The organism is Coleofasciculus sp. D1-CHI-01 (genome assembly GCF_040218875.1).
Taxonomy (GTDB): Bacteria; Cyanobacteriota; Cyanobacteriia; order Cyanobacteriales; family Coleofasciculaceae; genus Coleofasciculus.
In genome coordinates this window covers 59,334-84,107 of sequence record NZ_JAVJQP010000094.1, presented here as the reverse complement: position 1 = coordinate 84,107, position 24,774 = coordinate 59,334, and the positions used below count along the sequence as shown (strand labels likewise).

Genomic DNA, 24,774 nt, shown 5'->3' with positions numbered 1-24,774 from the left:
AAATCGCCCTAAGCCAAGATAGGCATACAGTGTAGCCATTTGTCAAAGGGGAACTTCAGTTTAGCGGTAGCGGTTTCCTCTTTTGCACCTGCTTCCGTTTTCGTCTGCGGCTCACCTAGATTTTCTGTTGTTTCGGCTGTCTCTGTTTCCGTTACGGCTTCAACAGCCTTTTGCGCTTCCTGGTTAGCCGTCTTGGCACTGGCGACATCGGGATTCGTGGACTCACTCTTACTGTTTTCCGCCTGACTCTTGTCCGTATTGGCACTATCAGTATCAGCGTTCTTATGCTTACCTTTTTCGTCCTGAATGGCTACTTTCCGTTTAGCTTGAGAATTGCTCTCCGGCTGGTTCCGAGCAGTCTCCCTATCTGGCTCATTGTCAGCCGCCGCACTTGTGCTTTTGGTATCAGCAACGGCATCGCTCTCCGTTTCAGTTTCCTCTAGGGTTTCAGTTTCGCTTATTCCCTCCTGTGTGTCGTCTGAGGGGGTTTTCCTCTTGGTCTGAACGGGAGTTTCAGCCGTCAGCCGATTCAACCCATTCAATCTAAGATTGGTTCTCTGTGCCAAAAGCGGTTGATACTGAGTCTCTAACCCCTTTTGGGGCAGCTTCCTCTGCACCGAAGATGGCTCTTTTCCTGGAGCATTAACTGGAACTTTCAGCCAGTTGGAACTCAAACGGGATGCTCGTTCCTTTTGAGCTTGTAAATCCGACGTTTGGGATTGCGGCTTTTCCGTTTCTGCCTCTGACTCCCCAGGAGGGGTAACACCTTCTGTTTCAGATGACTCCTGATCCTGTGATTCTGCAGCGGCGGATTGCTGCTGTTCTGATTCAACCGTTTCTTCTACCTGTTCTGACGTTGCCTCAACGTCTGGTACTTCCTGCGGCTGAGAGTTATCTTCTGATCCTCCACTAGCAGGCTTTTGCTGAATGGGTTGCGGTGGAGGTGTTTCTGATGCTTTAACCGGGACATCTAAACCGTTGTAGCCCACAACGGCTGCTTGTTCCAGTTTCTGTTGCAGAAAAGCCTTCTGTTCTTCAGGGGATCGCCGCACCACCTTTTCCGGCGGCTTGGGGACTTTGAAGCGGCGCCGCTGCAATGGATTGGGCGCTGGCGTCCGATTAAAGGGTGAGGAATTTTTTTTGCGGATGGGTTCTTGAAAAGACATTGCCAAACGTGTCCCCAATCAATGCTGATCTTTTCTGTGCCTCCATCAACCGCCAATGGCGTGTGTGGGAAGATTCAGAATAAAATATCCTCAGTTGTACCTTGGAGATAAGGTAAGCGCTCATTCCTCTCATCAAAACTTAACACACTCGCGATCGCTATAGTGATATCGAGCTTGGAGAAAATTTATGCGATCGTCACTCACCCCATCAACTGTTCTGTTATCACTTGTGTGATCTTACTGCGCCTGCTCCAACCAATCCACTAAATCCGCCACCTCCGAAAAATCCAATAGCGCTTCTGCTAACGCTTCCAACTGTACGATGGGTAATCTCCTAACCCGCTCAATTAATACTGGCTCAATCTCACCCAACCGCCGCTTAAGTTGACGGACAATCAAATCTACCGTTCTTTCTCGTGGCTGCTGCTGATCTAACCAATCCGCTAGATCTCTGACTTCAGAAAAATTAAACAACGCCACGGCTAAATTGTCTAACTGCTCAGGAGATAACTCTCGAACCCGTTCGAGCAGTGCTGGCTCAATCTCACCCAACCGCCAATTGAGCTGACTTCTAATTAATTTAAATGCTCCTTGTTGCAGAATATCTTGATAAATCACAGATCCACGCATCATATCCTCCCGCAAAAACCGACGAATTAAATCTTTCTCAAACCGCAACCCCGCGAGAATTTCTGTACAACCAGAAATATTTTGTCGCTGCTCCCTATTAGGAATTCTAGCGACTTGCTCCGGAAGGTGCGCCAACAACCCTTGAGGCTCATCAGTTCGCGCCAATGTCGCCAAAGGTAACAGTGTGGGATTAGCTAGAAAAGGTGCTGGATTTTGTTCCCATAAGCGAATAACGCGATAGCGGTGCAATGTTGTGCTATCTCGATACTCTTCAGTGAAAACGACTTCGCTCGTTGTTTCCTGCAAGAAGATGACAACTTGTATAACTTCACACCGATACTGTCGCTTCAAACGCACAGCATAATCAAGCATCCGTAGTGGAATAGGTGGGGTTCGTAGTAGGGGCTTTAGCCCTCTATAGCTATGTGTTATAGCACTAAAGTGCTTACTACAAACAAAGCCCTATTTAGAGAGATGATCTTGTTCATATTTGTTTGTTTAATTGCGAGCATAATCATGGATAAATAACAATAAAAATTAACTACAAATGACCAAGGAACATCATCGCTGATGCCTGATTCACGGTTGCCACTCTTGCCACCGCCTGACGCCAATTTTGTTGGTCTTGCTTCCGGGTTTCTAACTCCTTGAATTCTAACCAAACCTTTGCACGAATATCCTCATCACTCAGAAAAATTTCCCACTCCCGCTTCATGTCTCTGGCATAAATAACCAAATCGATAAATTCCTGCACCATATAATAACGAGCTTGACTGGGTGCGGTTAGCCAACTATTTAATGTTTCCTGACAAGCCGCCACCGCTTGCTCATGCAGTTTTTCCAGATTCCTTAGCACATCTGAAGCATTGGATGGATCAGGTAAAATTCCGACAACTTCCGCCAGACTTAAATCAATATCTGATTGCAGGATCTCATCAAGCTGTTTGCGAATTAAATGTAAAAGAACACTTCCGTAAGAAAACTCTAACTCCCAAAGCGTTCTAAAGCCTAACTCTAATTGATTTCCCCGTTGTCCTAGTAAATCTGCCATGTCTTTGAGAAACTCAGCGCCTCTGGTTGAGGTTAATTCGCCCAACTGACCTTGATTGACTAAAACATCAGTTACCAACGACTTCACTTTATCAATCGATAGTCTCAATCCTTGATCAACTTGTAAAAAATGCCGCGATAAATGAATTCGCAGTTCCCGAATGTAGACGCGGTAGATAGCTTGATAGGATTCTTTAAACTCAAATTCACAACTGCGGCTGATAATCTCCTGATCTGTCTCTGGAATCCCTTTATCGGTTTGACAGTTTTTCAAGGCGGATTGCACCGCTATCTGAAAGTCTGGATCAATGGTTTCAGATTGTTCTTTTAGTTGATTCCTCAGTTCTAAAAGTCCTTGAATTAGTTCCTGAGAGAGTTGCTCAAATAATCGTCTAAATTGGCGAGATTCCCCCGAATTGTATCCCAAGGCTTGAGCCGATTTTTCCAGTGCTTGGTGAATCTGCTGATGCAAGTGTTGCAGGTTACTTTGGCAACGACTCGCGTATCGTTGATCCAAGTCTTGAATATTCACCGTAAGATAGTCTAAAACCTGATTAAAGACTCGGTTCGCAGCATCTGAATCAGAACAATCCGCTATTTCGGTCTGTACGACTTGAATCGTATCAATATTTTGTTTAAGACGTTGACAGGCTCTAAGATTCTCGGTTCTGCGACTATAATTTAAAATCATAAATGACCGTTTTTCTAGATCATTCAGCGCTTGTGCTGCTTTATCATATAACTGAGTATCTAGGCGTTGCCATTGATAACGCTGCGGATCAGGTCGTTTAATAAACAAAACCACATCCACTTGATTACCCAAGGTTTCTAACATCAGCGTTTCATCACCTAACTTGGAGTCGCCTAAACCAGGAACATCCACCAAGGCAATATTGCCAACATCCGGATTTTGAAACGGACAAACGATCTTAACCTCTTTCACCGCCAAGTGTTTGAATGTGGTTAAGTTATTCTGTTGAGTACCATCGCGTTTCTGTGTAACATAATCGGTAATTTCCTCAGGCTTAATTTTTAGCGATCGCGGATTTCCAGACTGAAGCAATGATCTATAGTGACGGAGATTTTGATGATAATCGTAGCAGAGGCGTTTGTACATCTCTTCATTGCTTGCTCCGACTACTCCTTGTTCGGGAAATAGCTGGTTAGCGAACTCATCTAAGCTATAGGGTTTTTCCGTTAAACCCAGTTCATCGTAATAAGGATAAATAACTTCCTTTAAAAAGGATGATTCCGAATGCAGCGTGACTTCAACGTGAACAGAGGGATTAGGTTTAGCTAAAACCATCTGTTCCTGAATGCCATATAAACTGGAGCTTACGCCATTAAATCGAGTTATATTTTCCCTAGCTTTATTGTAAGCAGAAGAGTCCTCTTGCCGATTTTTAATTGTGCTGCGAACTGCCGTACAAGCTCCTCCTTCTAGTGCCGGAATTTCATTATCAGTCAGTCCACTTAAGGTTTTTAGTAATGTACTTTTTCCCTGTCCCATTAATCCGACAACACCAATATTTAAGGTAGGACGTGAGAATCGTTTTTGCAGACTGTTCAGATTTTCGGATTCAACTTGAAGCTGTTGCAACAAATAGGAGAGATGAATGGTATTGAATTGCTCGCGAATTACACTCTCACCGAACGATACATCCAGCCGTTGGCGATACCGTTCTAATTCGCCCAGGGCGGTGGCAAGTTCTGCGAGATGGCTTTCTACCTGTTGTATGTCTTGAACTAGGGGTTGGCGCTGTTCGATGATCTGGTCAATCCGTTGCGCTCTTGTCTGGGGGGGTTGGCTGGTATTCATGAAACCAGAAATGTTGTTGATTAAACCCTTAGATTACTCCAAAGTCGAATGGCACTGAAAAGCGTGCATTTCAAGATCGCCTTCACCCTTGATATACCGTAAGGTGGATATTGCCCACCCAGCCTAGGTTAAATGAGTATCATTCCAGCTATAATGATTGAAATTGCCCAGAATTTCGCAATTCTTGATAAATGCTGAACGGCTTACCCAAATCTGTATAGGCAATGCCCAATAGCATAGCGCTAATCAATTTAACTCTTAATGAACCGTTATGTCATCACCTGATCTGGAGGGATTCGTTTTAAGTCAACAATACCAACTTAAAGCGACGTTACAAAGTCTTCAGTTGACCTGTCAAGTGATTCAAGATTATTACCCCGATAGTCAACTGTGGCAACACAACCGATCGCAAGTTCAGCAGATGCTACAGTTTCTGGAAAACGCGATTCAGGTATATATCCAAGACTTTTCACCCGATCCAGAAAAACGCATCCAGTTTTGGGAAGGCTGTTCCTTGGGCAAATCTCATAATCGCATTCTCCATCCTTTCCAACCTCCCAAACCATTAGTAGAGGTACTCAAAGGAAACGCTGATCCCCGAAATCCCTTGCATCAGGGCTTGTTGGTGGGTTATCGCTTTGCTACACTCAAACGTTTCCTCTCTCGTTTTGAACTACCTGAAGATATGGACATTGATTTAGCGGCGGCTACCTTTGGATAAAATTTGGTTCCCCAATCACCAATCCCCAATCACCTGGAATCCTTCAACAATAAATAATACAGGTTTCCATTCCCGCCAATGACTCCGGCGCGATCGCCTGCCAAAATTCCTGTCCCCATAAATATATCAACTCGTCCGGGTCCTTTAATCGCACTTCCCGTATCTTGATCCAGAACATAGCGACTCACCCACCGGGATTCCAGTTGCCCTTGGGCGTTAGGATAAGGGATGCGAGTTTGAATCAACGCCAATGCGCCTGGAGGCATTAAAGATTTATCCGTCGCAATCGATCGTTCGGCTGTCACAGGCACACTCAGGCTTCCGGTAGCGGGTGCGCCATTGGTTTCCCGGAAGAAAACAAAACTTTGATTCCGAGGTAAATATTGATCCAGTTCACTGGGAAATTGACGGAAATAATCAATTAACACGGGTAAGGTTAACCCTTCCAGAGCCAACTTGCCATCTTTGACCAATTCTCGCCCCACACTGGTATAAGGGTAATCCGTCTTCCCCGCATACCCAACCGTCATCACACTACCATCAGGCAATTGCAATCGGGCAGAACCCTGAACATGAATCAAAAATGCCTGGAGGCGATCGCGCAACCAGACGAGTTCTAACCCATTCAGGGGACTATTTTCACCAAACCCATCCACACCTTCTAAATCAGCGCGAGTCGGGTGAGGGGTTTTCCAGTCATTAAAGTTTGTCGGTAAACGGTACAGGGGATAGCGATACTCGGCGCTAGGGATGCGACTGGCAGCATAAATCGGTTCAAAGTACCCCGTAAATAAAACCGTTCCCTGATCATCATGTCCCACCGACTGATAAATCTCAAACTCGCGATTTACCGCCGCTTGCAGTTCCTCTGGGGAACTGGAGGTGAGCAGAAGTTGACGAAATCGCACCAGGGAACGGCGTACTCGTTCCAGAGTGATCCCTGGGATGGGATAGTTTTGGTAAGTCGCTGCTGCTGTCGGCGTCGCCAGATAGCGCAGGCTATGGTCAATTGATTTGAGTAAGGCTTGGCGATCGCCTGGTTGTTCAGGAGTCCCCCAGAGTTGCTCATCGAAGCCGAGGGAGTCCAGTGTCACCGATGAGGTATCAGGGTTTATTGGCTCTAGAGGGACATCGGGAACAGCCAAACTGCTGCCACCAAACAACAGTATTCCTAAACTCAGAGATAGACTCGTCAGTGGTTTTCTCATGCTGGTCAAAACTGTGACGTCGGATTATCAATCATTAGCCATTGGATCTTGTACCAATGACCAATGACAAAGACTTCATTCTAAAATCGCTCGACGCTACCCCCGAAGATGGGTTCCACCCGAATCGCTAAAACGCTGGAGGGGCGCACCACCATATATTCGCCCTGAATATTTTTAATCGGGACGTTGATAAAGTCCTTCGACTCAGATTTGGGTACGAGTTCACCACTGTACCATTTCTGAAACTCTTGAATCGTGGTAAAACGCACCTCTTCCCGGTGACCGCCAGCCATAAGAATGTGAACGGCAAACTCATCTGGAGTTCTAGGCATAAAATTTTCTCCTCAATCCATCCCAATTATTATCTGTGACCATGAGGGATAAATCACGTTAATACATTAAACCGTTGCAGTAATGTTTCTAATACCACAGGTAAGGTCTTTTGTAAATCCTCAGGGTGGTTAAATAATAACTGCTGGTGCTGGGGAACCTCAAAGGGAAACTGTCCGGGTAAGTCTGGACGTTCCATCTGTACCAGTAAAATTTGTTCTCGGCGCTTGCTGGTGAGGGCGTAACCGATTTCGACACAGACTTGGGGATTGGGGATCACTAGAGGGGTCTGTTCTCGGTCTACTTTCGCGATCGCGGTACCATCGGCGACAAATAGCAAACTCTTGCGGATGCGACGCATCTGGGTACTGCTGAGGCGCATGGGTTCACCCACAGGGCGACGAGACTGTTCTAAAGTGAGGGGGAAACGCGATCGCTGATTAAAGCTTTCTAGGGTGTCATTGAGGCTATCCCGTAGCGCTTCACTGGCACGAGAACATTCATTTTGATAACTCAAAAAGATAATCGGATCGAGTTGCGCCATCACCTCTTGCTTGGTGAAGTAAATCTCGTGGGAGATCAAATCAATATTAGAAATGGCGTAGCCACCACTACCTTCAATGTAAAACTCTACCGTTTCCCCATCCAGGTAGCGTCCAAACCATTCCGATTCTTTGACATCCTGACTATCGTCTAAGAAGTCAGCCCTTAACCCTGATTTGAGCAAGCTGTTTTTGCTTAACCGCAAATCGTGAGGGCGTTTCTCCAGTTCTCTAATCGGTTCGTAGTCCTGGAGATACCAGGCTTTCAGAGCAATGATTGCCATGCTGTGTGATAAAAGGTTTCGCGCCTAAGATTAAAATTCCCCGTCTTGGAATTTTAACAATAAGCGGAAATATCTTCACCACATTCATCTGCCAAATAGCACAGCGCCCGGAAACGTAACCCCACGACTTCCTCATAGAAGGGATTCAGCTTACACAAGGGGGGAATGTGAAACAGGGTATGCCCAAATAGTTTAATGTCGCGCTCAAAGGGACATTGGGCGGGGATCAGATGGCAGATTAAGTGCGCCAGTTGGGGATTATGGACTTCAATCCCATCAATCCACCGTCTAATGGGTTTGAGCAAATCGAATCGTTTTTTCTGTTGGGGAGGTTGGGTTGGGGTTGAGGACGGCTGTTTTGGCTCTATCCAAAACCATTTCGTAAAAATTGGGCTCTTTGTTGTAAAATCAGATACACTCATAACTCGTTCCTGTGCTAGCAACAAACCAACTAAACCACTTGTTATCCAACTACAACTACTCTGGCATTTGTACCGGATGAATGTCCGTAAAGGTTTAGTGAAGTTTCAGCGCGAATTTTGCACGTTCTGTAAACTTCAGATGAGCCAAAGAAGCGTGGATTCAAGGTGTCTCGGTTCTGTTGGTGATCCCCCAGATGTTAAGAAAACTGGGTTCTATAGGCTGCTCTAATCAATAAGCAGCGCATCTTAAAAATAGGATTTATACAGCGTGACTGGGTTGTCAGTCAAGAAGCTAATACGATTGATAAAAAAGCGGATAATTGTCGATTTATCCCCATTATTAAAGCTAGAGTGCTGAGTTTCATGTTGCCACAGGCTGAACTTGGGGGCATCAGTAATCTAACTGAAGTTCAGTTCCCTCGCAGTAGCGGTGTCCGTGACACCACTTATAAGAATAACTCATTGAGGTGATTAAGTTAACTGATATATGAGGAGGCGATCGCAAAATCTTCGGGATTGCTCTGGTATCGGCGATTCATCGGTATCCGCTCCATGGGGTCAGGTCAGGTTACCTCTAGTCCTCGCAGGCAATGAATGCAAGGCTCTTGCTTTTTCGTCAAATAGAGACAGTTGAATGTACGACTGGTTAACCAGTTTTCGGATTTTGCTTGAACAGAGCCAATCCATTGCTAAATAGAGTTCATCTTCATCGGCTCCCTCTACTCCCAATTGATACAGTAAACCTCAGATCGCACTCTCTCTCAATCGCAAACATCTGGGGGACTAACTGGGCAAGTTGGCTGTGTGATGGGATTACCTTCAAGGTTAAGCCACACCAAATTTGAAAGTCCTGCCAAAGAGCTGACATCTTTTATTTTGTTGTCGCTGAGGTTAAGCTCAGTCAGATTCGTTAGTCCTGTTAAAGAACTGACATCTTTTATTTCGTTGTCGTTGAGGTAAAGCAAAGTTAGATTGGTAAGTCCGAATAGAGGACTCACATCCGTTATTTCGTTGTCGTCGAGCCAAAGCAAAGTTAGATTGGTAAGTCCAGAAAGAGGACTGACATCTGTTATTTTGTTGTCGCTGAGGTTAAGCAAACCCAGATTGATAAGTCCGGATAGAGAGTTAACATCCGTTATTTCGTTGTCGCTGAGATCAAGCAAACCCAGATTGGTAAGTCCGGATAGAGGGTTAACATCTGTTATTTCGCTGTCGCTGAGGGACAGCACAGTGCGACTCGACAGAATTTTATCAGCTTCTTCACAATCACTCGTGCCTGCTCGTTCTAAGAGTATATAGACTGTTTTTCTCGTTTCATTTGACAAACTCTCATGGTTCAGACACCACTCTTTAAAAGAACTCCCCAGACTGGGTTCTAATGCTTGAGCGACTCCACATCCCCATCCCCAGATACTGAAAGAGAGAGCGTAAGCGTTAATCCGTTTCATTCCTTCACGCACCATTAAGTATCCTTCGGTGGTTTGGGTTTCCGTTCAAAGGCTTGGATACTAAGCTGTTCCAGTATGAATCCTTGGTATTTCAATAGTTTCATTCCTTCCAAAAGAGCTAACGTGCAAAATTGGGATGCTCCCGAACTTAGCTTGAGTTTAGGCAATGTTTTAAATCAGCGAATTTACACGGATTCAGGTCAAGTCATCGTCCAGCAAGGAAGCTATGCGGGATTTACCTGGAACAACAGAAATGGAACAGGTACTTATGTTTATCGTTTGATTGCTCTAAAAATAATAAGTTGGGTTTCATTGCGTTTTCCCAACCTACAAAATACCAACCCAATAAGATTTGATGGAATCCTATTAACATTGTAGAGACGTAGCATGCTACGTCTCTACAGCCAGAATAATCTAAGAAGCCGCCTTAGCTGCTGTGCGCTGGCGACGACGCCCTACCCGTTTCACAGGTCCTTCCTCTGGAGTTTGTAGTAAGAATACTACGAGAGGACGGCTTTGCAGTTCGCGGCGAGTTAACCGTTCTAAATCCCCCTCAATTTTCTGTTGCAATCCTGTCCAGTCAACTTCTGGTTGTTTTTTGCCATCTAAGGATTTGGCAAAGTCAGTCCACTGCTCACTCAATGTCCGTTCAATCCGCTTAATCACTAACTGCTGGAGTAGGGATTTCTCCACACTAGCCACGACACCCCGCAGGTGAATTTCGGGTTGGGCGAGGAGTTTACCTTCCCAACTCACAGCGGCGGCGACAGTTACTACACCGTCTCCCGCTAACTGCTGACGTTCTTTGAGAACTTCATGATGCACGATACCGGAGCGATCGACTAACTCAATACCGGAGGGGACTTGACCGACAACACTAATGCTATCTTCGGTTAATTCCACCATATCCCCGTTATTGGTAATTACCATATTTTCCGCCGGGATACCCATCTTTTGCGCCATTTTGCCATGTTGGATCAGCATCCGATGTTCCCCGTGAACGGGCATGAAAAACTTAGGTCGGGTTAAGGCGAGCATTAGTTTATGATCTTCTTGAGCGCCATGACCGGAAACGTGAATCCCTTGATGGCGTCCATAGATCACGTTTGCCCCTTGCATCATTAGGCGATCAATAGTATTGACAACCGCGATCGTATTTCCGGGAATCGGATTGGCGGAGAAGACTACTGTGTCACCTTCTTGAATCTTCAGTTTCCGGTGTTCCCCTTTGGAAATCCGGGTGAGAGCAGCCAAGGGTTCACCTTGAGATCCAGTGGTGAGAATTAATACTTTTTCTGGCGGTAAACTATTGGCAGCGTGGAGTGGCTCGAATAAGCTATCGGGACATTTTATATACCCCAGATTACGAGCTTGAGCAATCACATTGAGCATAGAGCGACCGACAACAGACACCACTCGGTTTTGTTTTTGTGCCAGATTTAAGATCAGTTGCACTCGATGAACTGATGAGGCGAATGTGGTGACCAGTATTCGTCCCGGTGCTTGGGAGAAAATACGATCCAGATTGGGATAAACGGAGGCTTCAGACGGGGTATGTCCGGGAACTTCGGCGTTGGTGGAATCGCTGAGGAGACAAAGGACACCTTTTTCCCCGTGTTCGGCTAATCGTTGAAAATCAAAGTATTCACCATCGACCGGGGTATGATCGACTTTGAAGTCTCCGGTGTGGACAACGACGCCAATGGGGGTGTGAATCGCTACGGTAAAACTATCGGCAATGGAGTGAGTGTTGCGAATATATTCGACCATAAAGGACGAGCCAATCCGCACCGTCTCGCGAGGACTAACGGCATTTAATTTGGTGCGATCGCTAACTCCAGCTTCCTCCAGTTTGCCTTTCAGCAGCGCCATCGCCAGTCTAGGTCCGTGAATGACGGGAATATCAAATTGCTTCAAGTGATAGGGAAGTCCACCAATATGATCTTCGTGACCATGGGTGACAATCATACCCTTGATTTTATGGCGATTTTCCCGCAAATAGGTCATATCGGGTAGAACGATATTAACCCCGTGCATTTCATCATTAGGAAATCCTAATCCTGCATCTAAGAGAATAATCTCGTCGTTGAACTCGAAAATGCAGGTATTTTTGCCAATTTCATGTAGCCCACCCAAGGGAATAATTTTTAGAGCGGGTGAAGATTTTTTGCTAGTCAATTTGCCTCCTTTGAGAACTCTATTACTCATTAATTACAACGTTAAACCTGAATTGGAAATTGCCATTTATATAGGAAATAAATTTTTGGCAATAAACTTGTCTTATTTAATCTAGACTAACTCAATTTTGTCAGAAATGGTAGCTTTTCTTATTTGATTTATCAGTGAACCTATCGGAAAGAAAGAACATAAGAGGTGATCCATCATTGAGAACGGCTATAAAAATCCAGACAATAAAGAACACGAGGATACCATTTTGAATGGTATCCTTGGCTCAATGCCTGCTGTCATTAATTCAACTTGATTCACAAGTTTTATTAAAAAACTGAGCTGGTGTTTAGAGTTTATCGATAAAAACTATGGAATTTTCGATAAATTATCTCTCTAGCACCTCAATGGGCAAGGAGCAGAACATAGGCTAATTTAGCCCAAAAATCAAGAGTAGTTCATAGATAAATGTTTCGTTGTATTTATTTTACGGTAAATTTAACTCTCCTATACATCTACATCAACAACATGAATGACAATTTAAAGTAAAGAAAGGTCTTGGAGAACCGTCTTGACTTGTTGTTCCAATTCCATCGGCAGATCACTCAACGGTGGGCGCGGTGAACCGACGTCCCATCCTTGAAGTTTTAATGCGGCTTTGAGTGGAATAGGATTGGTAGTACAAAACAAGACTTTAAATAACGGAAAAAGCTTTAAGTGAATGTCCCTGGCTAGGTCACTTTGACCCGCTTGGAAAGCCTGGATCATCTGCCGGAGTTCTGGACCAACGAGATGGGAGGAAACACTGACGACTCCACTTGCCCCTAGTGCTAATAAGGCTAAGGTAAAGGAATCTTCGCCTGAGTAAATGGCAAAATCCGGTGGCGTCAGACGCCGTACTTGACTGCCTTGCTCGAAGCTACCACTCGCCTCTTTAATCGCTACAATATTGGGAATTTCCGCTAAACGGGCAACGGTTTCCGGTTGGAGGTTTTGACCCGTGCGCGTTGGTACATTGTAGAGCATCACAGGCAAATCAGGGCTGGATTTGGCAATTGCCTGGAAATGATTATAGAGTCCCTCTTGTGGGGGCTTATTGTAATAGGGAACAACTTGTAATGAACCATCTACCCCTAGTTTAGCGACTTTTTGGGTGGCTGCGATCGCTTCTTGGGTGGAATTTGACCCTGTGCCAGCGATGACCTTGGCTTTCCCCGCCACCGCTTTTTGCACGACCTGAAATAACTGAGACTCTTCATCCCATGTCAATGTCGGGGATTCACCCGTTGTACCACAGACGACGACGGTATCGGTACCCTGTTCCACTAAATGAGCCGCTAATTTCTCAGCAACCTGATAATTCACACTGCCGTCTTCTTTAAACGGCGTAATCATTGCCGTTAATACACGTCCAAAATTGACCACCCTTCTTTCACTCCTCTTTGGTCGTTAGTCATTGGTCATTGGTCATTGGTCATTAGTCATTAGGGATAGAGCTAAAATCAACTCTAAACTAACGACAATAGACACACAACAGCTTTGCCACAGGATAGAACAAAGGACATAAGACCAATGACAAATTAATAAGCCATCATTGCTGTTGCTGGCTTTAACCAATTTCGTTCCACCAACAACTCGGCAATTTGTACAGCATTCAAAGCTGCCCCTTTGCGAATTTGGTCACCACTCAACCAAATCTCTAATCCACCGGGATGAGACAAGTCTTGTCGAATTCGCCCCACCAGTACATCGTCCTTACCCGTAGCATCTATCGGCATCGGAAAATAATTTGCCTGCCAATCTTCCACCAGTCGCACTCCCGGCGCATTAGCCAGTAACTCCTTGGCTGTGGCGACAGACATGGGTTGAGCAAACTCTAGGTTAATCGCTTCCGAGTGAGCTCGCAGCACAGGAACTCGAACACAAGTGGCGCTGATACGAATCTGGGGATCATTGAAAATCTTACGGGTTTCGTTGACCATTTTCATCTCTTCCTCACAATATCCCTGATCATTCAAGGGAGAATTGTGTGGAAACAGGTTAAATGCCAAGGGGTAGGGAAAGCTTTCCGTTGGTGGCGCTTGCTCCTGCAAAATGGCTTGAGCTTGGGCTTTGAGTTCTTCCATCGCCCGTCTACCTGCACCGCTAGCTGATTGATAGGTAGCCACGATAATCCGTTGAATGGGTTGCACCTGATGCAGGGGCCAAACGGCTACTGCCATTAATATCGTCGTGCAATTGGGATTGGCAATAATCCCTTTATGCTTCGCCGCCGCTTCCGGATTGACCTCAGGAATAACCAGGGGTACGTCAGGATTCATGCGAAAAACACTGGAATTGTCAACCACCACAGCTCCCTGCTCCACGGCTTTAGATGCCCAAGCTTTAGAAGTTGAACCCCCAGCCGAGGCTAAAACCAAATCCACCTCTTTAAACGAATCCTCCCCCACGGCTTCCACCGGTAGGGATTCGCCTCGAAACTGGAGAGTTCGTCCCGCCGAACGGGGTGAGGCTAAAAGCTTTAAATGGGTAAGGGGAAAGTTACGGCTTTCTAATAATTCCAGTAACTCGGCGCCGACTGCACCTGTTGCGCCCAGTATAGCAACGCGAACTTGACTAGACAAACGATCTACCTCCAATTTTTTAACACATCGATTCTGTGGACAGTGACTTAACGTAGCCAAAAAAACAATTAAATTTTCTTAAGCTTAAAACATTATTTAAGGGAAATATGTAATCTATATTCTGACAAAATCCATAAGATTTGAACAAAGGTAATTCTTGTTTTGTGATAACACGACAGGCATAGGTTTGCGCCAATTGACTGGGATATTACCATTGGCTTGCCCTTACCGGGACAAATTAACGATAACAGTTCTCGTTCGGAGTTGATGAGTAGGCAGCTCAATTCATATCCGGGCTGCAAGACGTAGCTGGCTACGTCTGCTGGAACAGGCAGTCCAAGTTCTCCTGGCTTCGACAGTGGAAACCTTTTGCCTAGCCTAGCTGGTTTAGGGGTAGATTCGCTGCTGTAGACGCTCTGAATGTACTATCATCAGATACGGAAACACCGCCCGACCGACTCAATCTATGTCTCTTTTATACCCTGAAACAATGACTAGAACTCAAAATAGCTCGTTGTCAGACTAGCATATCATGAGGTGTTTGCATTACCCTCTAAAAGAACTCGATGATCACAAAGCTGTTGAATCATTCGTCATTCATCTCACGCTCTACTGTTGAGTGAGCGTGAGGCGTTCCCCCGAAAGAGCTAAAATTCAGTTGTCTCCAAAACAAGTGTCAATGAAAGTTACTCAGGAAAAACTCCCCAAGAGCCAACTCGGTCTGGAAATTGAAATTCCTGCCGAAACGACCAAGAAGGTCTACGAGAAGGTCGTGCAAAATCTTGCCCGCTCTGCCAACATTCCTGGGTTTCGCAAGGGAAAGGTGCCGCGTCAAATTTTGCTCCAGCGTCTGGGTCCTGGACGGATCAAAGAAGCGGCGCTGGAAGATTTGGTCCAAAATAGTTTACGGGACGCCCTAAGCCAAGAAACCATTGAGGCACTGGGCAACTACCAGCTAGTTTCCACCTTTGAAGAACTACTGAGTCAGTTCCAGCCGGGACAACCGTTAACCTTCTCGGCATCGGTGGATGTGCCGCCAGACATAAATTTGGGAGACTACGGGAATCTTAATGTTAAAGCTGAAGACGTAAAACCCGACCCTGACGCGGTGGATAATTTTTTAGCAGAACGTCAGGTTCAGCACGCCACGCTGATTCCCGTCGAATCGCGCCCCGCTCAAATGGGTGATGTGACGGTTGTGGATTATCAAGGTCGTTTGACACCTGAGGGAGAGGAAGCCGTTGATATTTCGGGCGGTGAGGCGACTGATTTTCAGTTAGAACTCGAAGAAGGACGGTTTCTGGCTGACATTGTTCAGGGAATTGTGGGCATGACACCGGGGGAAACCAAAGAGATTCCGGTGACATTTCCGGAGGATTATCCGCGAGAGGATTTAGCCAACCAGAGTGCCGTCTTTACCCTTACCCTCAAAGAACTCAAGGAAAAAGAGTTACCGGAACTCGACGACGACTTCGCCCAAGACATTAGCGAAGAGGAAACCATCAGCGAATTGCGGGAATCCTTGGCCAAACAATTTGCCGAAAAAGCCGAGCAAGAAACCAAAACGAATAAGGAAAACGCTTTAATCGAAGCGCTGGTGGCACAAGTTGAGATTGACCTACCCGAAACCCTGATTGGGCAGGAAGTTCAAACGATATTAACCCAGACGGCGATCCAGATGGAAAACTATGGGATGGATCTGCAGAAAGTGTTCACAGCGGAAATGATGCCCCAACTGCGTCAGCGTTCCCGCCCTGATGCGATCGCGCGGCTGCGCCAATCCCTTACTCTTGAGGAACTGGCGAAACGGGAATCCCTGACTGTGGATGATGAACAGATGGATGCCAAATGTCAGGAAGTGATGCAACAATTGGCAGGGCAAGATGTCGATCCGCAACGCTTGCGGGAGTTCGTCAAGTCGGATTTGCTCAAAGAGAAAGCGATTCAATGGTTGGAAGAACACGCTACCATTGAACTGGTTCCGGAAGGCTCACTAGAGACCGAAGAAACAACGGATACACCCGAAACTGGCTCTGAGGTAAGTGAAGAGACCGCCGCTCAACCTGAAGCCACGGCTGATCAGGAAAGCCAGGAACCATCACCCACCCCTGATGCTTCTGAGCAAACGGCAGCGAGCGAATAAACTTGGGGTTGGGGAGTTAACCCAGAACAAGCAGGAGCGATCAGTCTTGGGCAAAAGATTTAAGCCACCTTCAGCACTTATTGATGTTGCTAAGGCATAATGGTAATTAGAAGTTAACGTGGGTTAAATCCCGCCCAAGGCTTCCGAAGAACATCTGTGTTCAAACCTGCCGGGAAAACATTCACTTGTTGACACAAATACTTTAATTCTTGTTCTATGCTGCAATCCCAGTTCCCTGACTACTCATTTACAAGCTGGAGTTCCCCGGAAATTTACTCTGTTAGCACAAATAGTCATTCAAATTCAAGCAACATCGTCCCGATGGTGGTTGAACAGTCTGGCGTAGGGGAACGGGCGTTTGATATCTACTCGCGGCTGCTGCGGGAGCGGATTGTTTTTCTGGGAACAAGAATCAATGATGTAGTGGCTGACTCGATCATTGCCCAGCTTTTGTATTTAGAAGCCGAAGATCCAACCAAGGATATCCAGATTTACATTCACTCCCCCGGTGGACCCATTCTTGGACTTGGGGGAGTGATTGCGGGAATGGCGATCTACGACACGATGCAACAGATTCGCCCCGATATTGTCACAATATGTTTTGGTGCGGCGACGGATATGGGCGTGATTCTACTAACCGGGGGAACCCCTGGAAAACGTATGTCCCTGCCCAATGCCCGGATTATGATGAGTCAACCCCTAGGCGGTGCCCAAGGACAAGCCGTTGACATCGAAATCCAAGCTAAGGAAATTTTATATCATAAGAATCAGCTCAATGAGCTAATGGCGTATCATACGGGTCAACCTTATGAAAGAATCGCCACGGATACTGAGCGCGACTTTTTTCTGTCAGCAGCGGAAGCCAAAGAGTATGGTTTAGTAGACCAAGTTATCTCGCGAGAGAATCTCAAGAGCGAAGCCACCGTCACTTCTATTAAGTAAGAGGCTCCTTATGTCTAAATACGACTCCCATCTAAAATGTTCATTTTGTGGCAAGTCTCAAGAGCAGGTTCGCAAGTTAATTGCGGGACCGGGAGTCTACATTTGCGACGAATGTGTAGATTTATGTAACGAAATTTTAGATGAGGAGTTGCTTGATTCCAGCGCTCCGGCTCCCCAGCAAGTCCCCCGCTCGGAACCCCCACAAAAACGTCGCACTCGGGCATCCGGTTTGTCACTGAATCAGATTCCTAAACCTCGGGAACTGAAAAACTATCTGGATGAACATGTCATCGGTCAGGACGATGCGAAAAAAGTTCTGTCCGTGGCAGTTTATAACCACTACAAGCGCCTAAGTTTTCTTGAAGCCAAGGCAAAGGGCAAAGCTGGAGCAGATGATGCGGTGGAACTGCAAAAGTCGAATATTTTGCTCTTGGGACCCACAGGTTGTGGTAAAACCTTACTGGCGCAAACCTTAGCGGCTGTACTGGATGTCCCCTTTGCCGTTGCCGATGCGACAACGCTGACGGAAGCGGGTTATGTGGGTGAAGATGTTGAGAACATTTTACTGCGGCTGTTGCAGGTAGCAGATTTGGATGTTGAAGAAGCGCAACGGGGAATTATTTATATCGATGAAATTGATAAAATTGCCCGTAAGAGCGAAAACCCTTCGATTACGCGGGATGTTTCTGGGGAAGGGGTGCAGCAAGCTTTACTGAAGATGCTTGAGGGAACCGTTGCCAATGTGCCACCTCAGGGCGGACGTAAGCATCCCTATCAAGACTGTATCCAGATTGATACAGGCAATATACTATTTATCTGTGGTGGGGCTTTTGTCGGTCTAGAGAAGGTGATTGAACAGCGTTTTGGTAAGCGCTCAATCGGCTTTATTCAGCCGGGAGAAGGTCAATCTAAAGAAAAACGGGCGGCGGATTTACTGCGACATTTAGAACCCGATGACTTGGTGAAGTTCGGGATGATTCCGGAATTTATCGGTCGTATCCCCATCGCGGCGGTGGTTGATCCCTTGGATGAAGAAGCTCTGATCGCGATTTTGACCCAGCCGCGCAATGCTTTGGTGAAGCAATATCAGAAGTTGTTGAAGATGGACAATGTGCAGCTTGGGTTTACCGAAGACTCGCTGCGAGCCATTGCCCAGGAAGCCTATCGGCGGAAAACGGGAGCGCGAGCGCTGCGGGGTATTGTGGAAGAGTTGATGCTAGAGGTGATGTATGAATTACCCTCACGCAAGGATGTGACTCGCTGTACGATTACGCGGGAAATGGTGGAGAAACGTTCGACAGCGGAACTGTTGCTGCATCCGTCATCCCTACCGAAGCCAGAATCGGCATAAACTTTTATTAGTGGTGGTATCAAAACGAATCAAGAATGCCTCTAGTTAACGTTCGCGGCGTCGATCATTACTACGAGTGGATTGCTACGTCCCAGCCGTTGGATGATAAGCCTGTGATGGTGTTCATTCATGGTTGGGGCGGTTCGGCTCGGTATTGGCAAAGTACGGCTGAAGCGCTGTCGGATCAGTTTAATTGTTTGCTTTACGATTTGCGCGGATTTGGGCGATCGCGTCTGCCTTCAGAACCGGTGGAGTTACTCTATGAAATGGAGGATTATGCCGAAGATTTGGCGCTATTGTTAGAGAAACTCGCCCTCAAGCGCGTCTATATTAATGCTCATTCCCTGGGTGCGTCGGTGGCGACGATGTTTCTCAACCGCTATCCGGATCAAGTGGAACGGGCTATTTTAACTTGTAGCGGTATTTTTGAATATGAGGAAAAATCCTTTGCCGCGTTTCATAAGTTTGGCGGTTATGTGGTAAAATATCGCCCCCGCTGGTTTCTAAACATTCCCTTTGCTGGGGCGTTGTTTATGGCGCGATTTTTACATCGTCCTCTATCGGGAACCATAAGTCGGGCATTTTTAGAAGATTTTATCATAGCGGATTATGATGCCGCATTGGGGACGATGCTAACGTCGGTGAGTAAGTATGCGGCGGAGGTAATGCCATCGGAATTTGCCCAGTTAACAGTACCGACGTTATTAGTGGCGGGGGAATATGATCAGATTATTCCATCTGTTTTGGGACAACGGGCAGCCGCGTTGAGTGAGAAGGTGGAGTATTGGGAAATTCCCGATACGGCTCATTTCCCGATGTTGGAAGCCCCAGATGTTTATCTTCAAGGGGTGCGGCAATTTTTAAATGGTGACAGTAGATAAGAATTTTAGGATGTTGCTTTTTTACTTTATTTCAACAAAATTTTTTAGACTCGATAATAATATTCATGTTTTCTTTGCCTTTGAGTTAAATAGAATTAAAACTATATCCCTGACTTTTTCAAGAAGTCGGGGATCTCATTATTCAAGCCGATGGCGATTTAAGGGCGTTGCGAAACTCTTTCGCTGCCTCCAACCGAGAAGTCTGAGCCATCAACACGCAACGGGTGAGCAAATCAATACTCAGCGTTGCCAGTTCGGGAATTTCGCTGCGGGTAATTTTTTCGTAGTGATTATTCCGGAGGCGATAGAGGCTGAATAAACCGTCTTGCCAAAACCAGACTTCTGGCACTCCTAATGCCTGATATCGCTTGAGTTTGTTAGTATTACCACTGGTGACGACAACTTCAATAACCAGATCAGGAATGGGTTTGGATGAACCAAAACAGTAAGATTCATCGGCTTGAGCAGAAACGACTCCCTCTCGCTCTTGAGTCATGGAACCCGTGGGTTCAAATTCAATGGCGTTTTCTAGACAAAATAAGCCAATTAAAAAGCCAATGAGCCGACTAAACATTTCATGTTCGCGTCCCGGCATAATAATTTCAATAGTGCTGTTATAGTAAGCCAGTCGAATACCCGGAGAGTTGGCAAAACCAGTCTGAATTAGCTTAAATTGTTCCCAGGTAATGCTGGAATACACAATACGTTGATCGGTGGAAGGTGGAGTGAGAAGGGGAACTTGGGTCATAGACGTACTATCACCGGGCGAACATTGTATTATTTTATGATAACGAAGCAAGGGTGTTGGACTGGAATAGAAACGTGCGATCGCACTTCAATCACTCCATTGGTGAACTCGTAGGGTGCGTTAACGAAGTAACGCACCGAACCAACCATCAGAACTCGTCGGGTAAGCTGTCATGCATTTAAATTGGGTATTATAGCAAATCGCTAGGCGTGTATTTACAACTCCCGTACCTGAAACTGAGTCCAGATGAGATGTTCGTACAAACAAAGTGTAACTAGACCAGCGCGAAGCGCTATAGTAGCGAGCAAGATGCTCGCACTACAAGGCTTTTGCCGTTATTGATATTAAGGTTTAAATGCCGAACAGCTTACGTTTAACGAAGTCAAGGCTTACCCAGACACACCAATGATAATGATGAGGTTAAAGGTGCGTTACGCTGTCGCTCTCCTCACCCTACGAAAATTGTCAGGGTGATTCCAGAGGTGGCTTTAACGATGAGCGATCGCGTCACGTCTTTGCACTCTACTCTTGACCAGAATACCTCTGGAACCTCTCCCGATCAACTAATTCCCGAAGATAGTAACACCGAGACTCAAGATGAAATCCACAACACTCAGGATATCGAGATGAAAATGCTCAGATTTAGTTAACAATTGATGCACCTTCATACAGGTTAAGTCATCCCATAACTCGCCCACCACACATAATCACTCGCTGACGACACATAGAAACTCATTGACCACACATAATTACTCGTTAACGACACTCAAATACTCGCTAACAAGTATCAAAGACTCATTGACGAGAATCAAAGACTCGCTCACCACACATAAATACTCGTGGACGAGTATCCAAGCTTGGTTAATCAGGCTCAAAGCCTCGTTGATGAGTGTCAAAGCCTGGTTAATCCCTGTCAGAGTCAGCCAACCTGAGCAAAAACCCTGGAACGATAGGGTTAGTTCACAGAATTTGGACTTCAGCGAGGAGTGAGAGAATTGATTAGCCTATCAGAGGAGGTTAGGGAGGGGGTTCTTGAGTGATAAATCTTGAAACGCTTATCCTAGAATTTACGCAAAGTTTCTATCTGTAGGGTGCTATCTTCGTAGCGTAACGCACCATTGCCACTTCCATAAGCGCTCTCAAGAAGAATGGTGTAATCTATAGTGCAGGAGTTGCAGATTATTACGGTAAAGAATAGTATTGGGATGATTAGAGCCTAACGTGCGATCGGCAATGGCTAAGGCTTTTAGATAAAGAGGTTCAGCTTCCTCGTAGCGTCCTTGAGATTTGTAGAATAATGCTAAATTATTCAGGCTAATAGCAACATGGGGATGATTATCTCCCAGCAGGTGTTTGAACAGTGCTAATGCGTCTAAATAAAGAGGTTCAGCTTTCTCGTAGCGTCCTTGAGAATAGTATAGATAGGCTAAATTATTCAGGCTAGTAGCAACATAGGGATGATTTTTTCCCAGTAGGCGTTTGCACAGTGCTAAAGCCTCTAGATAAAGAGGTTCAGCTTCCTGGTAGCGTCCTTGAGATTTGTAGAGTGCTGCTAAATCATTCAGGCTAATAGCAACATGAGGATGATTTCCTTCCAGCAGGCGTTTTCTCAGTGCTAAAGCTTTTATAAAAAGAGGTTCAGCTTCCTGGTAGCGTCCTTGATCATAGTAAAGTCCTGCTAAATTATTCAGGCTTTGTGCAACATCGGGATGGTTTTCTCCCAGCAGGCATTTTCTCAGTGCTAAAGCCTCTATAAAAAGAGGTTCAGCTTCCTGGTAGCGTCCTTGAGATTTGTAGAGTGCTGCTAAATCATTCAGGCTAATAGCAACATGAGGATGATTTCCTTCCAGCAGGCGTTTTCTCAGTGCTAAAGCTTCTATAAAAAGAGGTTCAGCTTCCTGGTAGCGTCCTTGATAATAGTAGAGTGCTGCTAAATTATTCAGGCTTTGTGCAAAATCGGGATGATTTTCTCCCAGCAGGCGTTTTCTCAGTGCTAAAGCTTTTATATAAAGCGGTTTAGCTTCCTGGTAGCGTCCTTGAAAAGAGTAGAGTGCTGCTAAATTATTCAGGCTTTGTGCAAAATCGGGATGATTTTCTCCCAGCAGGCGTTTTCTCAGTGCTAAAGCTTTTATATAAAGCGGTTCGGCTTCCTCGTAGCGTCCTTGATTATCGTAGAGTGCTGCTAAATTATTCAGGCTTTGTGCAACATCGGGATGTTTTTCTCCTAGCAGGCGTTTTCTCAGTGCTAAAGCTTTTATATAAAGCGGTTCAGCTTCCTCGTAGCGTCTTTGAAAAGAGTAGAGTGCTGCTAAATTATTCAGGCTTTGTGCAACATCGGGATGATTTTCTCCCAGCAGGCGTTTTCTCAGTGCTAAGGCGTCTAGATAAAGCGGTTCTGCTTCTTCGTAGCGTCTTTGAAAAGAGTAGAGTAATGCTAAATTATTCAGGCTAGTAGCAACATGGGGATGATTGTCTCCCAGCAGGCGTTTGCACAGTGCTAAGGCTTCTATACAAAGAGGTTCAGCTTCCTTGTAGCGTCTTTGAGAATCGTAGAGTAATGCTAAATTGTTCAAGCTAGTAGCAACAGAGAGATGATTATCTCCTAAACGCTGGACAGTGACAGATAGACAATCCTTACACCAAGGTTCAGCTTGATTATAGAGTCCTTGACCTTTATAAAAACGACCTAATCCAACAAAAGGCACAATTAAATCATTATCCGTCAACCAATCTTGTTGAGTCGTCACCGCTTCTGCAAGATGAGGAATAACCGGATTGACGGCTTTAATCTCTGCCAATGTTGGCGGCTCTGGAATTTTCCTGGCTTCCCCTACCATCACCCGACAAAAATCCCGCTTCAACCCATCTGCTATCCCTGACGCTTCCCGCTTACTAATCAAAAATTCCCGAATCAGCGGATGTAATTGATACAACTCCTTCCCTTGACGTTGCACTAAATGCAGATTCACCAACCCATAATCTCTAATTTCCTCCAACTCCTCCTCATCAATATCTATAAAACATCCCTCTACCAATCGCCAGGGAATTGGCGCAGCCGCAAATAAACTTAACCCTATCCCCAACTCCCGCGCTGACTCATCTAATTCTTGCCAACTCAACTCAAACGCATCTCTTACCCCCAATTGCGCCGTCATATCAGCCTCTGACTTCGGCTTTTTCAGCGCTAACTGTTCCAACCGTTTCGCCTGCAACCGAGATAACATTTCCTGTAACGATAAATCCGGTTTTCGCCGCAAATATCGCCCCACCAACTCCAAACCTAAGGGCAGATATCCCAACCAGCGACAGAGTTTTCGCGCTTCCCAGGGTTCCAGTTTCAGCCGTTCTCGTCCAATCAGCGATTCTAACAACGCCAATGCTGCTCTCGGTTTTAGCACATCCAGGGGTAACTGGCGAATCGACGCCCCCAAGTCTAACCGTGTCGTGATGAGTACCTTAAACCGAGAAGCATCCGGGGGCAAATACTGCCGCACTTGCTGATAATCCGTGACATCATCAATAATAATCAGCACCTGTCCCGGCGGTAGCCAATTTCGCCAGCAGTACGCCACCTGAAGCGGTAACTCTAACCCCTCTGGAATGGATAAGGGTAAATACGCCCTGGCAAATTGGACAATCTGAATCCCCAAATCCACACCTCGCCCATCCAACCAGCACACCCCACCCAGGTAAACGGGTTGGGGTGGGAGAGATTCCACCGGGAGCTTACTTTTCACCGAATCTGGAAAACCTCTCTCCAAACCTCTCTCCTGCAAGGAGAGAGGCTTTGAATTCTTCCCATTCCGTGCAAAAAAATCCATCGGGAGACGTTCCACCGGAACGTCTCTACAATTCATGGTATAGCGCCGAGCATATTGCAACGCTAACTCGGTTTTCCCCACACCTCCCATCCCCGCCACCGCAGAAATGGCAATTTGCTGATTTTCCTGTAACTGTTGATGTAGCGTAGTCAGGGCGGTTTCTCGTCCGACAAACTGAACCACACCACTGAGGGGAAGATTCTGGGGAATGCCTGTGGGTTGAGGCTGACGCTCTGATACTATCTCTTGTAAGATTGCCTTAATCGTCTCGGCATCAGCACCGTAATAGGTGGGATTAATTTGAATATCCCCAGCTTGACCAATGTGACCGATATTAATATTGTGATCCCCTTCTTGCGCCACAATCTGGTCACCGCGAACAATCACCGCATCCCGCAGCGCGATAATATCGGCTTCAGTGTGGGAATGGGTAGCGACTCGGTTAAGAATTGCCTGTAATTGCTCAAGCGTGGTCATA

Annotated in this window: 20 protein-coding genes; 7 read left to right on the top strand and 13 right to left on the bottom strand. The window is 46.0% G+C overall.

Features of this window, described 5'->3' with window-relative positions; all coding sequences use genetic code 11:
- Positions 1–8: 8 nt before the first annotated feature.
- The 3 genes from RIB93_RS17500 to RIB93_RS17490 all read right to left on the bottom strand — a co-directional run bounded on the left by RIB93_RS17500 (position 9) and on the right by RIB93_RS17490 (position 4,665).
- Entirely contained in the window at positions 9–1,166 is a 1,158-nt protein-coding gene (locus RIB93_RS17500) for a hypothetical protein (protein ID WP_446374003.1), read from the bottom strand.
- A gap of 237 nt (positions 1,167–1,403) precedes the next feature.
- Positions 1,404–2,168, bottom strand: a complete 765-nt coding sequence (locus RIB93_RS17495; protein WP_446374002.1) for a DUF4351 domain-containing protein — start codon at positions 2,166–2,168, stop codon at positions 1,404–1,406.
- A 169-nt stretch (positions 2,169–2,337) separates the two neighbouring features.
- Entirely contained in the window at positions 2,338–4,665 is a 2,328-nt protein-coding gene (locus tag RIB93_RS17490; RefSeq protein WP_446374001.1) for a dynamin family protein, read from the bottom strand.
- A gap of 271 nt (positions 4,666–4,936) precedes the next feature.
- Between RIB93_RS17490 and RIB93_RS17485 the strand changes: the two genes are divergently transcribed.
- Positions 4,937–5,386 carry a hypothetical protein gene (locus RIB93_RS17485; RefSeq protein WP_446374000.1) on the top strand — a complete coding sequence of 150 codons (450 nt, stop codon included), beginning with the start codon at positions 4,937–4,939 and terminating at the stop codon, positions 5,384–5,386.
- Between the two features lie 29 nt (positions 5,387–5,415).
- Here RIB93_RS17485 and mltA read toward each other — a convergent pair whose 3' ends face one another.
- From mltA to RIB93_RS17460, 5 genes are all read right to left on the bottom strand, one after another.
- Positions 5,416–6,594 (bottom strand): murein transglycosylase A, encoded by a 1,179-nt coding sequence (gene mltA, locus RIB93_RS17480; protein ID WP_446373999.1) that lies wholly within the window; start codon positions 6,592–6,594, stop codon positions 5,416–5,418.
- A gap of 80 nt (positions 6,595–6,674) precedes the next feature.
- A complete protein-coding gene (locus tag RIB93_RS17475; RefSeq protein ID WP_006106003.1) occupies positions 6,675–6,926 on the bottom strand; it encodes a hypothetical protein in 252 nt (83 codons plus the stop codon).
- A 53-nt stretch (positions 6,927–6,979) separates the two neighbouring features.
- Positions 6,980–7,750: a hypothetical protein gene (locus RIB93_RS17470; protein ID WP_446373998.1), complete on the bottom strand. Its 771-nt coding sequence runs from the start codon at positions 7,748–7,750 to the stop codon at positions 6,980–6,982.
- 53 nt (positions 7,751–7,803) lie between these two features.
- Positions 7,804–8,172: a Mo-dependent nitrogenase C-terminal domain-containing protein gene (locus RIB93_RS17465; RefSeq protein WP_446373997.1), complete on the bottom strand. Its 369-nt coding sequence runs from the start codon at positions 8,170–8,172 to the stop codon at positions 7,804–7,806.
- Between the two features lie 761 nt (positions 8,173–8,933).
- Positions 8,934–9,635, bottom strand: a complete 702-nt coding sequence (locus RIB93_RS17460; protein WP_446373996.1) for a leucine-rich repeat domain-containing protein — start codon at positions 9,633–9,635, stop codon at positions 8,934–8,936.
- 60 nt (positions 9,636–9,695) lie between these two features.
- On the opposite strand from RIB93_RS17460, the gene RIB93_RS17455 reads away from it, so the two are divergent.
- A complete protein-coding gene (locus RIB93_RS17455; RefSeq protein WP_446373995.1) occupies positions 9,696–9,998 on the top strand; it encodes a hypothetical protein in 303 nt (100 codons plus the stop codon).
- Positions 9,999–10,034: 36 nt separating this feature from the next.
- Here the strand turns inward: RIB93_RS17455 and RIB93_RS17450 are convergent, their stop codons facing one another.
- The 3 genes from RIB93_RS17450 to RIB93_RS17440 all read right to left on the bottom strand — a co-directional run bounded on the left by RIB93_RS17450 (position 10,035) and on the right by RIB93_RS17440 (position 14,410).
- On the bottom strand, positions 10,035–11,828 hold the full coding sequence (locus RIB93_RS17450) for a ribonuclease J (RefSeq protein WP_446373994.1): 1,794 nt from the start codon (positions 11,826–11,828) through the stop codon (positions 10,035–10,037).
- A 498-nt stretch (positions 11,829–12,326) separates the two neighbouring features.
- Entirely contained in the window at positions 12,327–13,211 is an 885-nt protein-coding gene (gene dapA, locus RIB93_RS17445; RefSeq protein WP_446373993.1) for a 4-hydroxy-tetrahydrodipicolinate synthase, read from the bottom strand.
- Between the two features lie 155 nt (positions 13,212–13,366).
- Positions 13,367–14,410 carry an aspartate-semialdehyde dehydrogenase gene (locus RIB93_RS17440; RefSeq protein ID WP_446373992.1) on the bottom strand — a complete coding sequence of 348 codons (1,044 nt, stop codon included), beginning with the start codon at positions 14,408–14,410 and terminating at the stop codon, positions 13,367–13,369.
- 679 nt (positions 14,411–15,089) lie between these two features.
- Here RIB93_RS17440 and tig point away from each other — a divergent pair.
- The 4 genes from tig to RIB93_RS17420 all read left to right on the top strand — a co-directional run bounded on the left by tig (position 15,090) and on the right by RIB93_RS17420 (position 19,727).
- On the top strand, positions 15,090–16,553 hold the full coding sequence (tig, locus tag RIB93_RS17435; RefSeq protein ID WP_446373991.1) for a trigger factor: 1,464 nt from the start codon (positions 15,090–15,092) through the stop codon (positions 16,551–16,553).
- A gap of 216 nt (positions 16,554–16,769) precedes the next feature.
- Complete coding sequence (clpP, locus tag RIB93_RS17430; RefSeq protein WP_446373990.1) at positions 16,770–17,495, top strand: ATP-dependent Clp endopeptidase proteolytic subunit ClpP; 726 nt, start codon at positions 16,770–16,772, stop codon at positions 17,493–17,495.
- A 10-nt stretch (positions 17,496–17,505) separates the two neighbouring features.
- Positions 17,506–18,846: an ATP-dependent protease ATP-binding subunit ClpX gene (gene clpX / locus RIB93_RS17425; RefSeq protein WP_446373989.1), complete on the top strand. Its 1,341-nt coding sequence runs from the start codon at positions 17,506–17,508 to the stop codon at positions 18,844–18,846.
- A 35-nt stretch (positions 18,847–18,881) separates the two neighbouring features.
- Positions 18,882–19,727: an alpha/beta fold hydrolase gene (locus RIB93_RS17420; protein WP_446373988.1), complete on the top strand. Its 846-nt coding sequence runs from the start codon at positions 18,882–18,884 to the stop codon at positions 19,725–19,727.
- Positions 19,728–19,869: 142 nt separating this feature from the next.
- Here the strand turns inward: RIB93_RS17420 and RIB93_RS17415 are convergent, their stop codons facing one another.
- A complete protein-coding gene (locus RIB93_RS17415; protein ID WP_446373987.1) occupies positions 19,870–20,475 on the bottom strand; it encodes a Uma2 family endonuclease in 606 nt (201 codons plus the stop codon).
- Positions 20,476–20,945: 470 nt separating this feature from the next.
- Between RIB93_RS17415 and RIB93_RS17410 the strand changes: the two genes are divergently transcribed.
- Positions 20,946–21,125 (top strand): hypothetical protein, encoded by a 180-nt coding sequence (locus tag RIB93_RS17410; RefSeq protein ID WP_446373986.1) that lies wholly within the window; start codon positions 20,946–20,948, stop codon positions 21,123–21,125.
- Between the two features lie 489 nt (positions 21,126–21,614).
- Here RIB93_RS17410 and RIB93_RS17405 read toward each other — a convergent pair whose 3' ends face one another.
- A complete protein-coding gene (locus RIB93_RS17405; protein ID WP_446373985.1) occupies positions 21,615–24,773 on the bottom strand; it encodes a tetratricopeptide repeat protein in 3,159 nt (1,052 codons plus the stop codon).
- Position 24,774 lies beyond the last annotated feature (1 nt).